We start from the raw sequence: 13,327 nt of genomic DNA, 5'->3' as shown, positions 1-13,327 counted from the left end.
CCCACGAGGTGTGGTGCCCCAAGATTCACTTCCTTAGGGAGAGCATTAATGGCTCAGGGAACCGTCAAGTGGTTCAACGCTGAGAAGGGCTTCGGCTTCATCGCACCGGACGGCGGCGAGCCCGACGTGTTCGTGCACTTCTCGGCGATCTCCGGCTCCGGGTACCGCAATCTGGAGGACGGCCAGCGGGTGGAGTTCGAGGTCACCTCGGGCCCCAAGGGTCCGCAGGCTTCCAACGTGCGGGCGATCTGACCCACTGACTCACTGAAGGCGGGGTTCGCATTGCGAACCCCGCCTTTGGTGTGTTCGGGCCAGACCATTCGTCTACTCGTGAACGCTCTCGGGGAACACGAAGGAACGCGGCGAATGAGTTAGGTACACCGAGTAAACGTTTTTCCGGACCGCTCCATCCGGACACGGACCACACTTTCCCCGCTTAGCGCGCAATCGCCGATTACGCGCTAAGCGGACAGGAAATCAGCGCGCGACCCGCCCCTTGATCGGCTCGAGGATGTCGAGCCCGACATACGGCCGCAGAGCCTTCGGAACGATGACCGAACCATCCGCCTGCTGGTGGTTCTCCAGAATGGCGACGATCCACCGAGTGGTCGCGAGAGTGCCGTTCAGCGTGGCGACGTGCTGGGGCTTTCCGTCCGCGTCCCGATAGCGGACCCGCAGCCTGCGCGTTTGGAACTCGGTGCAATTGGACGTCGAGGTGAGTTCGCGATAGCGGCCCTGGCTCGGCACCCAGCCCTCGCAGTCGAACTTCCTGGCCGCGGACATGCCCAGGTCGCCCGCCGCGACATCGATCACGCGGTAGGGGACCTCGACCTTCTCGAGCATCTCCTTCTCCCAGGCGAGCAGCCTGAGGTGCTCCTCGTGCGCGTCCTCCGGCGGGCAGTACGAGAACATCTCGACCTTGTCGAACTGGTGGACGCGGATGATGCCCCGCGTGTCCTTGCCGTACGAGCCGGCCTCGCGGCGGAAGCAGGACGACCAGCCCGCGTAGCGCAGCGGCAGCGCACGGGGGTCGAGGATCTCATCGGCGTGGTAGGCCGCGAGCGGCACCTCCGACGTGCCCACGAGGTAGAGGTCGTCATCGGGCAGGCGGTAGATCTCCTTGTCGTGGGCCACGTGGAAGCCGGTGCCCTGCATCGACTCCGGCTTCACCAGCACGGGAGTGATCATCGGGATGAAGCCGGCCTCGACGGCCTGCTGCATCGCCATGTTCAGCAGACCCAGCTGGAGCCGCGCGCCGACGCCCTTGAGGAAGAAGAACCGGGCACCCGACACCTTCGCGCCGCGCTCCACGTCGATCGCGTCGAGCAGTTCCCCGAGCTCCAGGTGGTCCCGGGGCTCGAAGTCGAAGTCCGGCTTGTCCCCGACCTCTTCGAGCACGACGTAGTCGTCCTCGCCGCCGGGGGGCGCGCCCTCCTCGACGAGGTTGGGCACGCTCAGGGCGAGCCGGTCGAGCTCGTCGCCGAGGGCGGCCGCCTCGGCCTCCGCCGTCTTCACCTGCGAGGCGAGGTCCTTCGCACGGTCGAGCAGCGCCGCGCGCTCCTCACCCGAGGCCCGCGACACCGACTTGCCGATGCTCTTCTGCTCGGCACGCAACGATTCGAAGCCACTGAGGGCGCTACGACGGCGCTCATCGAGGGAGAGCAGCGCGTCGACGACCGTGTCGTCCTCGCCCCGGGCGCGCTGCGACGCCCGGAAACGGTCAGGTTCCTCGCGAAGGGTACGCAGGTCAATCACGGATCAAGGCTACCGGAGCCGGTACGGCCACCGCCCGCCACCGGCCGTGCGGCCCTCGTCCGATCCCCGGTCCGGGGGACGTCAGACCCGGCCCTCGCGGATGCGGCTCAGCCAGCCGGCGGCCTCGGAGAAGTCCGTGTCGGCCGTGCCGCGCTTGATCTGCGTGCTGACCTGGTCGGCGCGGGGATAGCTGCCGAGGAAGCGGACGTCGTCGGACAGGCGGCGCAGACCGGAGATGGCCTCGCCCACCCGCGCGTCGGCGATGTGGCCTTCACAGTCGAAGTGGAAGAAATACCGGCCGATGCCGTCGCCGGTGGGGCGGGACTCGATCCGGGTCAGGTTGACGCCACGGACCGCGAACTCGCTCAGCATCTCCAGCAGCGCGCCGGGATGGTCGTCCCTGAGGTAGACGACCAGCGAGGTCCGGTCGGCGCCGGTCGGCTGGGGCAGCTCGCCGGGCGGGCTCACCTTGACGAACCGGGTGACCGTGTCGGACCGGTCACCGATGCCGGCGGCGACCTGGACCAGCCCGTAGTACTCGCCCGCTATGGCCGGGCTGATCGCCGCGTCGTACGGCGAGCCGGGGGCGGCCACCTCCTGAGCCGCGGCGGCGGTGGACGACGACGCGACCACCACGGCGCCGGGCAGTTCACGCTCGACGAACCCGCGGCACTGGGTGTGCGCCGCCGGGTGGGTGATGACCCGCTTGATGTGCCGCATCTCGGTGCCGGGACGCGCGAGCAGGTAGAACTCGACCGGCAGCAGAAGCTCTCCGGTGATGAGGAGCGGCTGTCCCCAGGCGAGCTCGTCGAGGGTCTGGGTGATCGCCCCCTCCACCGAGTTCTCCAGTGGGACGACGGCCCCGCCGGCCTCGCCACGGCGAGCGGCGTCGAGAGCGGCGCCCACGTTGGCGCAGGGCACGCCCTCGGCGTCGGGCGCCAAGATCCGCAGGGCGGCCTCGCAGAAGGTGCCCTGTGGTCCAAGGTAGGCGAGTTTCGACATACGACCAGGTTAGCCGTACAGAGGAGTCGCACGTCGCACCTTCGCCGGCCCCCTCCGATCAGCGGGAGGTGACCGTCCATTGGCGGCGCGTCCGCTGGGGCTCGACCTCCGGGCCGAGGCCGAGCCGGGCCGCCCGCACGGCCTGCTCCTCCTCGGGCGAGAGCGGCTGGCCACCCTTGCCCGCGTAGACGGACCGGACGTAGGTGCGCGTCTCGGACCGGCCGTTGATCGAGGTGAGCACGACGCCGTCACCGAAGCCGTTGATCAACGCCACGGAGAACGAGAGCCGCCCGGTCATCTCCTCGAGAGCGTCGTACCGGTACACCGCCACATCGCGGATGGCTCTGCTGTCGACGGCGCCCTCGACGGCGCTGCGCCGGGCCAGGGCGTCGAGACACTCTTCCACGGAGGCTCGTGCACTCCTGAGCGCGAGCAGGCCGATCGCCACACCGGTCGCACCCGCGAGGGCGCCGACCATCACCACCACGGTAACCAGCACGCCACCGAGCGTAACGACTCGGTCAAGGCACCGCACGGAGAACCGGAGACCCGGCTCGATCGGCGTCCCTCCGCCGCGGCAACCAGGAGGCGAGCAGCCAGACGAGGCCGATCGCGCCGAGGCCGAAGGCGTCCTGCACGATCTTGCCGACGACCGGGCTCACGACCGGGATCTCCAGGGCCTTGATCGACACGCCCCACCAGGGAATGGGCAACACGTAGTAGAGCCACGCGCCCGCGGCGACCAGCAGTCGCGTACGGTCCCTCCCCGCGCCCGCCAGCGCCGCGATCACGATGACGACCCAGGCCAGGTGGTGGATCCACGCCACCGGCGAGAGCAGCACGGCCATCAGCCCCGTCAGCGCGACTCCCGTCATCGGGTCGCCGGCGCGGAACGCCCTGCGTGCGTGGCGGAAGCCGTACCAGCCGATCGCGGCGGCGGCGGCGAGCCAGATCACGGCGGTCAGCCAGCCGGGCAGGTAGAGCCTGAGCAACATGCCGCGCAGCGACTGGTTGGTCGTGGCGGCGTTGGCCCCCAGGCGCTCCGAGTCGAGCAGGGCCGAGAACCAGAAGTCCTTCGCGTCGTCGAAGATGGCCAGGAACGGCAGGATCGTGAGCAGGCCGGCCGTGAAGACCGCCATGTACAGGGCACGCCTCTGCTCGGGGTCCCCGTCGCGCCGCGGAAAGCCCGTGACGGCCAGGTAGATCAGGAACACACCCGGCGTGAGCTTCACGGCGGTCGCCAGGCCGATCAGCATCCCGCGGGGCCACCACGGCTTGCGGACCACGCAGTCGAGCAGGCACAGCGCCACCAGGAAGAGGTCGACCTGGCCGAACCTGACCTGGTCCCTGATGGGCATCAGGTACATGCACGCGGCGGCCAGCAGGCCGAACAACACGGGTACGGCCAGGCGCCCGCTGAAGCGCTTGAGCAGGGGCCGGAAGGAGTGGCCCACGGTGACGGCGAGGGCCACCACGATGCCGATCGTCCACACCCATTGGGCCGCGGGCCAGGACATCTCACCCAGCGGAACCGCCAGCATCGCCGAGAACGGCGGATAGGTGAAGGGCAGCAACTGCGGCGCGGGAGTGATCACGTCGTAGACGGGCAGGCCGAGCAGGAGCGCCGATCCGCCCGTACGGTAGACGTCCAGGTCGACCAGGCGCTGGTCGGCGGGATTGCTCAGCCAGTAGGCGATCAACGGGGTGGCCGCGACCGCGATGATCAGCAGCGAGATCAGGTAGCGGGGCCACGCCCGCACCGACCTCACCACCGCGGTCATCCGGCCAGTCGTCATCATGAGGGAGGCTACCGTGGACTCTGTCCTGTTCCTGTCTCTACGTTGTCCGATCGCCAGCGGGGATCGGCGCGGTGTTCCGCGTCCTTCCTCCGCCTGACCATCTTGTCGTTCGCCCGTCCAGTCCGAGATTGTTCGCCCGTCCAGTCCGAGATTGTTCGCCCGTCCAGCCCGAGCCGAGGAGCCCGCGAACCGTGCACGGCGCTCAGCGATCCACAGCGGTCCGTCATCTGATCCTCATCGCGGCCGCGCTCGTCGCGCTGCTGTCCGTGGTGGGAATCGGGGTGGGCGCCGCCCTACCCGCCTCCGCGTCGTCCTCCGGCTCTCCCACGGGCCGCGTGGTCCTGATCGGAGTCCCCGGCCTGCGGTGGGACGACCTCGACCCGGCGCGTACGCCCAACCTGTGGGCCCTCGCGGGGAAGGGCGGCGTGGCGTCGCTCTCCACGAGAACGGTTCCTCCGGATGGCCTGCCGGTGACCTGCCCGGCGGGCGGCTGGCTCACGGTGTCGGCAGGGCAGCGGGCGGGGACGGGCGGCGACTCGTGCACGCCTCTTCCCGGTCCCGTCGCGGCGCCGGACGGCTCGGCGGCCGTCCCCGGCTGGGCCGCGCTGGTCTCGTTGCAGCGGGCGGGCTCGTACAAGGCGGACATCGGCCTGCTCGGCCAGACGATCATCGATGCGGGAGGGCGTGTCGCCGCGATCGGGCCAGGGGCCGGTCTCGCGGCAGCCGACAAGTCCGGAAAGATCCAGAAATATGCTGCCAATCCGGGTGAGCTGCCGGATCTGACCCCGTACACCGTCGTGTTCGCGGAAGCGGGAGAGATCGCCCAGGTCTGGAACCAGGAGGGGGACGCCCGCCGGAGCGCGGCGGCCGCCGCCGATCGCACGGTCGGCTCGGTCCTCGCCCACGTGCCGGCGGGCTCGACGGTGCTCGTCGCGGGCCTGTCCGACTCCGGCGCCACCGCCCATCTTCACGTGGCCATGGCCACCGGCCCCGCCGGGTCTGCTGGCCCCGCCGGCTCTACGGGCTCTACGGGCTCTACGGGCTCTACGGCGGGGCTCGAGCCGTACGGTGCGGGGTGGCTGACCGCGACCTCCACCCGGCAGGACGCGCTGGTCACCCTCACCGACCTGACCGCGACCGTCACCCACGTCCTCGGGATCGCCACCCCGGAGGGAGTCGTCGGCCGGCCGTGGCAACCGGACGGCGCGGCGGACGGCACGGCGAAGGACTCCGTCGCCCGGCTCGCGGACGCCGATCTCGCCAGCCAGGTGCTCAAGCAGGTGCGAGAGCCGTTCTTCCTGGTCCTCGTGGTGGCGCAACTGCTCTTCTACGCGCTCGCCGCCGTCGTGATGCGACGCTACCGGCGGATGTTCGTGCCCGCCCAGATCGTCGCGGTGGTCAGCGCCGCGGTCCCGGTGTCGACCTTCCTGGCGCAACTCGTGCCGTGGTGGAGCCTGGCCCACCCGATGGCCGCGTTGTGCGGCACGATCCTGGTCATGGCCGGGGCGATCGCCGGAGTGGCCTTCGCCGGGCCGTGGCGGGGGCACGTACTCGGGCCGCTCACCGTGGTCGCCGGGGTGAGCTCGCTCGCCCTGCTCATCGACGTGATGACGGGGTCGAGACTCCAGGTGAACGCCGTGACGGGTTATGAGCCGGTGACGGGCGGCCGCTTCTACGGCTTCGGGAACATGGCCTTCGCCGTCTACTCGACCGGCACGATCCTGCTGCTGGCGGGGCTCAGTCAGGCTCTGCGGCGGTGGCGGGGCCCGGCGCTGGTCCTGTGCCTGGCCTACGGGCTACTGGCGATCGTCGCGGACGGCTGGCCGGGCTGGGGGGCCGACTTCGGCGGCGTGCCGTCGTTCATTCTCGGGTTCGCCGTGTTCATGTTGCTGCTCACCGGCCGGAGGGTGTCCGTCATCCGGCTGGCGGTGATCGGCGCGGGCGGAGTCCTGGCCGTGGGGCTGATCGCCGTCGCCGACTGGCTGCGGCCGGCCGACCAGAGGACCCACCTCGGGACGTTCGTCCAGCAGGTCGTCGACGGCGAGGGCGGATCGGTCGTCGGCCGCAAGCTGGGGGCGATGCTGCACACCCTGGGGAACCTGCCCCTGACCCTGCTCTCGCTGGTCGCCCTGGCCTTCCTGTTCCTCGTGCTCTCCCGGCCCTCGAAGTGGGGGGCGCCGGCGCTCAGTCAGGCGTACGGCCACGCGTCCGCGTTGCGGGCCGGGCTCCTCGGCACGCTCACCGCGGCCCTGGCCGGGTTCCTCGTGAACGACTCCGGCGTCGCCATCCCGGCGATGGCCCTGACCGTGGCCGTCCCGCTCACGCTGGCCGCGTCCGTGCGCGCGCTCCAGCTCTCCACGCCCACCACGCCAGACCGATCGTCAGCGCAAGCAGACTCCATGGCACGACCTGCGAACGGACCACGGTGACCAGCCAGCCCAGGCCGTCGGGCTGATCCATCTGCCTCGCCGGCAGATATCCGAGGGACAACACGGCCAGCCGTACGACGAGGAAGCCGTCGAGCGCCGGGCAGGCCACCATCGCGAGCAGGGCGAAGGCCAGCCCGTCGTACCACGGCAGCACGTAGGGCGTGGCGAACAGCCAGGCCACGCCGAAGGCGAGCGCCACCCGTGGGGCGTCGAGCTCACCCTCCCGCCGGAAGGCCCTGACCAGCAGGAGGGCCAGGGTCGCGAGCAGGGCGTAGGAGCCGAGCTGGATCCACACCCGATAGGCGCCCGGACCGATGAGTGACTGGGCCGCGTGCTGGACGAGCTTCCAGGGCGTCGCCAGCGACAACGACTGGCTGGCGTTGCGGACCTGGTCGAGCGAGTCGGGCCCCGCGAGTAGGTAGGCCACGAGCACGGTCAGCGTCGCCGATCCCGCGACGATCGCCAGCTTTCTCGGCGACCTCCGCAGCTCCCACGCGGGTCCTAACGCGACGAGGCCGACTGTGACCTTCACCGCGATTCCGAGACCGAGCAGGATGCCCTTGCCCCGGCCGGCGACGAGGGCGGCGACCACGAAGACGATCGCCAGAGTGTCGAGGTGCATGCCCGCCGCGAGGTGATAGACGACCAGCGGGTTGACCGTCCACAGCAGAGCCGCGCGGCGGCGCCGTACAGGATCATGCCGGGTGAACCGGTGCAGGAGCAGCGCCGTCACGACGAACGCGGCGGCATTGGCGAGTTCCATGACGAAAACCGTCAACCGGAGCGAGTCGCCGCCGATGAAGGAGGCGAGCGCCTGTACGGCTGTCGCGACCGGCCCGTAAACGCTGGGCGTGTTCCGCCACTCTTCGACCCATCGGATGACGGGATCGGCGGGCAGATCAGCAGGAACTGTCACATAGGGGTTGTGTCCGAGCGTGACCATGCGCCCGTATGCCGCGTAGTTGAGATGGTCGGCGGACCCCGACGGCGGCAGAAAGGCGAGGACGACGGCGACGAGGCAGCCCGCGAGCAGGAGGAGGCGCGCGTCGGGCATCCTGTGGATGAAGCGCAGCCCCGCCGCCAGGCCGAGCGCGCCCAGGATGATGGCGGCTGCCGCCATGCCGATGACGAGACGGCCGTCGGGCATGACGTCGAGCGAGTAGGGCGGCTGCCACGGACGTCCCTGCAGCGGAGGCACCATCGCGGACGGCCCGAGCAGGCCGATCGTGATCGTCACGAGAATCGACGCCGCCCCGGCCCCCAACGCGACCCGCGCCCCCACCCCTTCCCGCGTGATCATGCACAGGTTCCGGGATATGCCACCTGACCAGGCACTTCCTCCGGCGTGATCATGCACACCTTCGGTGGCGGCATGCCTGACCAGGCATTCTTCTCGGCGTGATCATGCACACATTCCTCTACAACCCCGCTGACCTGGCCCGATGGTATTCGTGATCTGGCAATCGAAGATGCGCACGATCAACGAGGCGCCCTAGATGACGCAGTCGGGATCCTCACGCGATCGCATGCGGCGTTTCCGCCGGCGAGGGTAACACTAGGAGAACGCGTGCATGATCACGACAGGCGTCCCGGCTGGTCGGCGCCGAGGCGCACGAATCTGTGCATGATCACAATCGGCATAAGGCCTGCTCAGAGCAGAGATCCGCGAATCCGTGCATGATCACGACCGATGAAAGGGCACGTCAGACATGACATCGCCGAAGGTGTGCATGATCACGCGCAAGGTTGTGGCACTTCAGGGCACGTTCCCTCGAACCTGTGCATGATCACGGCGGGGAGGAAGGGGGGCTCAAGGGCGGGGGCGGAAGGCGTCCTTGCCTTGCTTGAGAGCTTCCTTGCCATGCTTGATCGCCGGTTCACGGGCGGCCAGCGCGCGGCCGACGTCGCGGAACTGCTTCGCGCGGTGCACCTGGGCCCGCCAGTCGGTTCCCGTCGCCCGGTGGGCCATGTCCACCTCGACCTCGACCACCCTGAAGCCCTTCGCGAGCAGGTCGATGGTCATCCCGGTCTCGACACCGAATCCATGGGCGAGCGGCTGCGCGGCGTCGAACGCGGCCCGAGTCAGGCACCGCTGGCCGTTCAGCGGCTGGGCGGGCTCCCAGCCGGTCAGCCGTTTGATCCCGTCGCGGGCCAGCCGTACGACGATGCCGTGGCCCCCGAGCTTCACTCGGGTGGCGAAGACCGCGATGGTCATGTCGGCCGCACCAACCCGGACCGGCGTGATCAGCGCATGGGCTGCCGAAGCCGTCTCGCCCAGGTCCGCGTCGAGGAAGAGCAGGTGCCGTGGAACGTCCTCATCGAGGAGCTGCACGGCTTCCGCCCCGCTCTCCATCGCGGCGGCCTTGCCCATGTTCCTGCTGTGCCGTACGACCCGGGCGCCGGCCGCCCTGGCCACCCGGCCGGTCTCGTCGGCCGAACCGTCGTCGACGACGACCACGAGATCCACGCCGGGCAGCTTCAGGGCGGCGGTCACGGTGGCGCCGATCCGGTCGGCCTCGTCCTTGGCCGGGATGACGACCGCGGTGTCCGGCGTCGGCACCACCAGTTCACTCATGTGCGGCTATCCCTGCTGCTCAGCCGTGAGCAGGTCCGCGGGCACCGTGTCGTGGACGGTGAAGACCGAGTCCAGGCCGGTGACCTGGAGGATCTTCCGTACCGCGGGTCGAGGCGCCGCCACCTCCAGGCTGCCGCCGCGTTCACGCAGCCGCTTGAGCGCTGACAACAGCACGTTCATGCCCGTGGAGTCGCAGAACTCCACTTCGGACATGTCGATGACGACCCGGTCCGGCCCGGTCTCCAGCAGTCGGGTGAACTCCGTCTGCAGCCGGGGAGCGGTGTATAGGTCGATTTCGCCGGCGACCGCCATAACGGCGTGACCGGCGTGGGATTGCGTCGCGACTTTGAGCTCCACGAGCCGCACACTAGCGCCGTACCGGCCCCGGGTCACGTTCCTCCGGAATTACCGATGAGTCGTCCGCCCTTTGTCCCCGATTCGGGCAGCGAGTACACGCAGAGTGCGCGAAGCTTGACGGTATGCGACACCGGCTTGGCCGGATGGGGGGCCCGGAACCTCCGCGTCTTGGTCGTCACTTCGCGAAGGAGGGCGGGCGCCGAGCACAGTGGGCCCGAGAGCATGATGAACAGTGAACTTCCCGAGGATCATCAGCGGCGAACGCTCAGGGAGCGGCTTGAAGTCATCCAGGTCCGCACAGAGAAGGCGACGTCGTGGCGTGACACGGCCGAACCGCTCCGCTCGCTGATCAATCGTGAGGGATATGTCCCGATCAGCGCGCGACTGGCCGGAGAGGACCTCGAGTTCCTCTCCGAGGCGCGCGATGAGCTGCTGAATTTCACGGAGCTGGGCATCCGGCTGCTGGATCTCCATCAACCCCGGGACGCCGGAGGGATCACGAGCGACGCCGCCAATCCGATCCTGCGGTGCAGAAGCTGTATGTGGCGGTGGCCCTGCCCCACGTTCCGCGCCATGGCCGAGGCGTTCTCCTTCCGCGAGCCGGGCAGCCGCGGCTCGGAACGCGACAGGCATCCCGACACGGGTACTGACGCCGACCCGGGAGGCGATTCAGCCTGACAACGGCAGCCTGATCTCAAAACGGCAACCGGGGCCCTCGTTGACCACGCCGATCATGCCCTGGTGCGCCTCCACGATGCCGCGGGCGATGGCCAGCCCGAGCCCTGCCCCGCCGTACGGGCCGGGCGTGCGGGCGGCCTCGCCGCGGAACGCCACGTCGAACACCCGCGGCAGGTCGTCCTCGGGGATCCCTCCGCAGCAGTCGAGGACCGACAGGCTGACCGTGTCGCCCTCGGCGACCGCCCGCACGGAGACGGTCCCGTCCGCGGGAGTGTGCCGGATCGCGTTGACCACCAGATTCCGTACGGCACGGCTCAGCTCACCCGCGTCCGCGTCGACGGGCAACACCGCGTCCGCCTCGCCGGACAGACGGACTCGCTTGGCCCTCGCGAGCGGCTCCACACCCGCAAGGGCGTCGGCGACCAGGTCCGCCAGGCCGACCTTGTTACGGGAGAGCCGCAGCGTGCCCGCATGGATGCGGGACAGTTCGAAGAGGTCGTCGACCATGCCGGAAAGACGGTCGACCTCAAGCCTGATCTGCGTGTGGTAGCGCTTGACGGTGTCAGGATCGTCGGCGACGCCGTCCTCCAGCGCCTCGGCCATGGCGCGCATCCCCGCGAGCGGTGTACGGAGATCATGGCTCACCCAGGCGACCAGCTCACGCCGGGCGCTCTCCAGAGTCCGCTCACGCTCCTGGCCCAGGCGCAGACGCTCATACGCCTGCTCCAGGGCCAGGCCGATGGTCTCGAGTTCGGCGGGCAGCGGCCCCTGCGGCGGGACGAACCGGCCGGACGGCGAAACGTCGTCGAGCGCGGCGACCAGCCGTCTGCTCGCCAGTACCACCCACCGCGCGTTGATGAGCGCGACGCCCAGTCCCACGAGGCCGCCGATGGCCACGACGGTGAGCACGATGTTCCTCGGCCGGCCCTCGATGATCATCGCCAGCGTGACCGCGACCACGCCGGCGAGCGTCGCCGCAACCGTGATCACCGCCACGACCGCGAGCATCACGCCGATCGAGTGACGACGGAGAACCCGCAGCAGGGCGAGCCCCAGGCTCGCGATGACCAGGCCCAGTCCCGCGCTCACGGCCATGATCTGGAGGATCATGTCAGTGGCTCGTATCGATAACCGACCCCCCAGACGGTGACGATGCGCCGCGGGTCGGTCGGATCCGGTTCGATCTTCTCCCTGAGCCTGCGCACATGGACGGTCACCGTCGACGTGTCGCCGAAGGACCATCCCCAGACCTGGTCCAGGAGGGCCATACGGCTGAACGCCTGGCGGGGATTGCGCAGCAGATAGGCGAGCAGGTCGAACTCCCTGGCGGTCAGGACGATCTCCTCACCGCCGACCGTCACCTCGTGCGCGCCCACGTCGACCACGAGATCGCCGTCGCGCAACACGCCGGTGCCGGTGGGTACCAGCGCGCCCCGGGCGCGCCGCAGCACCGACTGCACCCGGAGGGCGAGTTCCCGGGGACTGAAGGGCTTGGTGACATAGTCGTCCGCACCCGTCTCGAGGCCCACGACCCGGTCGATCTCCTCACCCAGCGCGGTCAGCATGATGACCGGCACCGGCCACCGCTCCCTGAGCTTCCTGCAGACCTGGAGCCCGTCCATCTTCGGCAACATCAGGTCGAGGACGAGGAGGTCGGGCGGGTCGGCGAGCGCCCGCCGGAGAGCCTCGGCGCCGTCGCCCACGCATTCGACCTTGTGACCGTCGCGCTCCAGGTAACGGGCGACGACCTCTGCCACGGTCGGGTCGTCGTCGACGACCAGGACACGTGCGGGATTTCCAGTCATCGGACTCCTCGGGATGGCATATCCCCCACGGTATGGCCGCCCCGTCCCGCACTCCGAGCCCCGTCACCAGACCGTAAGAGTTCCTGGCGTGATCATGCACAGGTTCGGCGGCGGGTCATCTGACCTGCACAGAAAGGGTCCGTGATCATGCACAAGTTCGGTCACGTTATGCCTGACCTGCCATTTTACCACCCGTGATCATGCGCACATTCGACCACGCCTCGCCCGACCTGCGCCTTCACCTTTCGTGATCATGCACAGCCTCGTGTGGACATGCCATGACCTGGCCGTACATGTCCCGTGATCATGCACGTGGAGCATGTGCGATCCAGGCAGCCCCCTACGGCCCACGCCTGCAAATCGCCCTCTATCTCTGCGGCGGCACTGCCGTGCATGATCACGGAGAACGTACGGCCAGCTCAGCGGCGCTCGGCACGAAGTTGTGCATGATCACGAATTGCGAGCGCGCAGGTCGAAGCCCATATCGCCGAACCCGTGCATGATCACGGAACACAAAGGGGCAGGCCAGATGTGGCTTTGCCGAACATGCGCATGATCACCAAACAACGGTGGGCAGGTCAGCGCTGGTATTTACGAGCCTGTGCATGATCACGCCCCAAAAAAAGGATTCACGTGAAACCCATGGGGTGGGAGTGATCAGCCCAAGGGTTGGCGGTGCGTCACGGTTGAGACAAGGTGCCGGGTCTTCGTCGATCAACCTCGCGACCGGGGGTGTCAGACCGTACCGTGGAGACATGGCCCGTACTGTGCTGACCGTCGTGGGCGTCATTCTGGCCCTCTGGCTGATCTTCGGAATCGTGATTCCCGCGGTGTTCGCGACGCTGAAGTTCCTTCTCGTCTTCGCGCTCATCGCCCTGGCCGTCGTCGCCGTGATCACCGTCGTCGGGAAGATGTCCCGTTAGGCCC

13 protein-coding genes are annotated in these 13,327 nt (G+C 69.0%); 4 read left to right on the top strand and 9 right to left on the bottom strand.

The window, feature by feature from the left end; genetic code table 11:
- Window positions 1–48: 48 nt before the first annotated feature.
- Complete coding sequence (locus Psi02_RS04685) at window positions 49–252, top strand: cold-shock protein (protein ID WP_203952538.1); 204 nt, start codon at window positions 49–51, stop codon at window positions 250–252.
- A 225-nt stretch (window positions 253–477) separates the two neighbouring features.
- Here the strand turns inward: Psi02_RS04685 and serS are convergent, their stop codons facing one another.
- The 4 genes from serS to Psi02_RS04665 form a co-directional block, all read right to left on the bottom strand.
- On the bottom strand, window positions 478–1,755 hold the full coding sequence (gene serS / locus Psi02_RS04680; RefSeq protein ID WP_203972161.1) for a serine--tRNA ligase: 1,278 nt from the start codon (window positions 1,753–1,755) through the stop codon (window positions 478–480).
- 81 nt (window positions 1,756–1,836) lie between these two features.
- The gene (pheA, locus tag Psi02_RS04675; RefSeq protein WP_203972159.1) at window positions 1,837–2,757 is read right to left on the bottom strand and encodes a prephenate dehydratase; all 921 of its coding nucleotides are present in this window, start codon (window positions 2,755–2,757) and stop codon (window positions 1,837–1,839) included.
- Between the two features lie 58 nt (window positions 2,758–2,815).
- Window positions 2,816–3,256: a DUF4446 family protein gene (locus Psi02_RS04670; protein ID WP_203972157.1), complete on the bottom strand. Its 441-nt coding sequence runs from the start codon at window positions 3,254–3,256 to the stop codon at window positions 2,816–2,818.
- Window positions 3,257–3,278: 22 nt separating this feature from the next.
- Window positions 3,279–4,553, bottom strand: coding sequence for a glycosyltransferase 87 family protein (locus tag Psi02_RS04665; protein ID WP_203972155.1), 1,275 nt, complete (start codon window positions 4,551–4,553; stop codon window positions 3,279–3,281).
- Window positions 4,554–4,747: 194 nt separating this feature from the next.
- Here Psi02_RS04665 and Psi02_RS04660 point away from each other — a divergent pair, with 194 nt between their 5' ends.
- Window positions 4,748–6,985 carry an alkaline phosphatase family protein gene (locus Psi02_RS04660; RefSeq protein ID WP_239094605.1) on the top strand — a complete coding sequence of 746 codons (2,238 nt, stop codon included), beginning with the start codon at window positions 4,748–4,750 and terminating at the stop codon, window positions 6,983–6,985.
- Here the strand turns inward: Psi02_RS04660 and mptB are convergent.
- The 3 genes from mptB to Psi02_RS04645 form a co-directional block, all read right to left on the bottom strand.
- On the bottom strand, window positions 6,876–8,285 hold the full coding sequence (gene mptB / locus Psi02_RS04655) for a polyprenol phosphomannose-dependent alpha 1,6 mannosyltransferase MptB (RefSeq protein WP_203972153.1): 1,410 nt from the start codon (window positions 8,283–8,285) through the stop codon (window positions 6,876–6,878). The two genes, Psi02_RS04660 and mptB, sit on opposite strands and share 110 nt — an antisense overlap.
- Window positions 8,286–8,795: 510 nt before the next feature.
- Window positions 8,796–9,560, bottom strand: a complete 765-nt coding sequence (locus Psi02_RS04650) for a glycosyltransferase family 2 protein (protein WP_203972151.1) — start codon at window positions 9,558–9,560, stop codon at window positions 8,796–8,798.
- A gap of 6 nt (window positions 9,561–9,566) precedes the next feature.
- Window positions 9,567–9,917 (bottom strand): STAS domain-containing protein, encoded by a 351-nt coding sequence (locus tag Psi02_RS04645; protein WP_203884330.1) that lies wholly within the window; start codon window positions 9,915–9,917, stop codon window positions 9,567–9,569.
- A 225-nt stretch (window positions 9,918–10,142) separates the two neighbouring features.
- Here Psi02_RS04645 and Psi02_RS04640 point away from each other — a divergent pair, with 225 nt between their 5' ends.
- Window positions 10,143–10,595: a hypothetical protein gene (locus tag Psi02_RS04640; protein WP_239094604.1), complete on the top strand. Its 453-nt coding sequence runs from the start codon at window positions 10,143–10,145 to the stop codon at window positions 10,593–10,595.
- Here the strand turns inward: Psi02_RS04640 and Psi02_RS04635 are convergent.
- Window positions 10,587–11,705 (bottom strand): sensor histidine kinase, encoded by a 1,119-nt coding sequence (locus Psi02_RS04635; protein WP_203972149.1) that lies wholly within the window; start codon window positions 11,703–11,705, stop codon window positions 10,587–10,589. The two genes, Psi02_RS04640 and Psi02_RS04635, sit on opposite strands and share 9 nt — an antisense overlap.
- On the bottom strand, window positions 11,702–12,400 hold the full coding sequence (locus Psi02_RS04630; protein ID WP_203952547.1) for a response regulator transcription factor: 699 nt from the start codon (window positions 12,398–12,400) through the stop codon (window positions 11,702–11,704). Before Psi02_RS04630 ends, Psi02_RS04635 begins: the two co-directional genes overlap by 4 nt.
- Before the next feature lie 755 nt (window positions 12,401–13,155).
- Between Psi02_RS04630 and Psi02_RS04625 the strand changes: the two genes are divergently transcribed.
- Complete coding sequence (locus Psi02_RS04625) at window positions 13,156–13,323, top strand: hypothetical protein (protein ID WP_203972147.1); 168 nt, start codon at window positions 13,156–13,158, stop codon at window positions 13,321–13,323.
- The last annotated feature ends 4 nt before the right edge of the window (window positions 13,324–13,327 follow it).

This window comes from Planotetraspora silvatica, assembly GCF_016863315.1.
GTDB lineage: Bacteria > Actinomycetota > Actinomycetes > Streptosporangiales > Streptosporangiaceae > Planotetraspora > Planotetraspora silvatica.
This window is presented reverse-complemented; position numbering and strand designations above follow the sequence as displayed.

What these genes read in the sequence shown, in the direction of transcription:
- pheA (WP_203972159.1), bottom strand. Translation starts at nt 2,757, where the DNA reads ATGTCGAAACTCGCCTACCTTGGACCACAGGGCACCTTCTGCGAGGCC.
- Psi02_RS04650 (WP_203972151.1), bottom strand. Translation starts at nt 9,560, where the DNA reads ATGAGTGAACTGGTGGTGCCGACGCCGGACACCGCGGTCGTCATCCCG.
- Psi02_RS04640 (WP_239094604.1), top strand. Translation starts at nt 10,143, where the DNA reads ATGAACAGTGAACTTCCCGAGGATCATCAGCGGCGAACGCTCAGGGAG.
- Psi02_RS04665 (WP_203972155.1), bottom strand. Translation starts at nt 4,553, where the DNA reads ATGACGACTGGCCGGATGACCGCGGTGGTGAGGTCGGTGCGGGCGTGG.
- Psi02_RS04635 (WP_203972149.1), bottom strand. Translation starts at nt 11,705, where the DNA reads ATGATCCTCCAGATCATGGCCGTGAGCGCGGGACTGGGCCTGGTCATC.
- mptB (WP_203972153.1), bottom strand. Translation starts at nt 8,285, where the DNA reads ATGATCACGCGGGAAGGGGTGGGGGCGCGGGTCGCGTTGGGGGCCGGG.
- Psi02_RS04685 (WP_203952538.1), top strand. Translation starts at nt 49, where the DNA reads ATGGCTCAGGGAACCGTCAAGTGGTTCAACGCTGAGAAGGGCTTCGGC.
- Psi02_RS04630 (WP_203952547.1), bottom strand. Translation starts at nt 12,400, where the DNA reads ATGACTGGAAATCCCGCACGTGTCCTGGTCGTCGACGACGACCCGACC.
- Psi02_RS04625 (WP_203972147.1), top strand. Translation starts at nt 13,156, where the DNA reads ATGGCCCGTACTGTGCTGACCGTCGTGGGCGTCATTCTGGCCCTCTGG.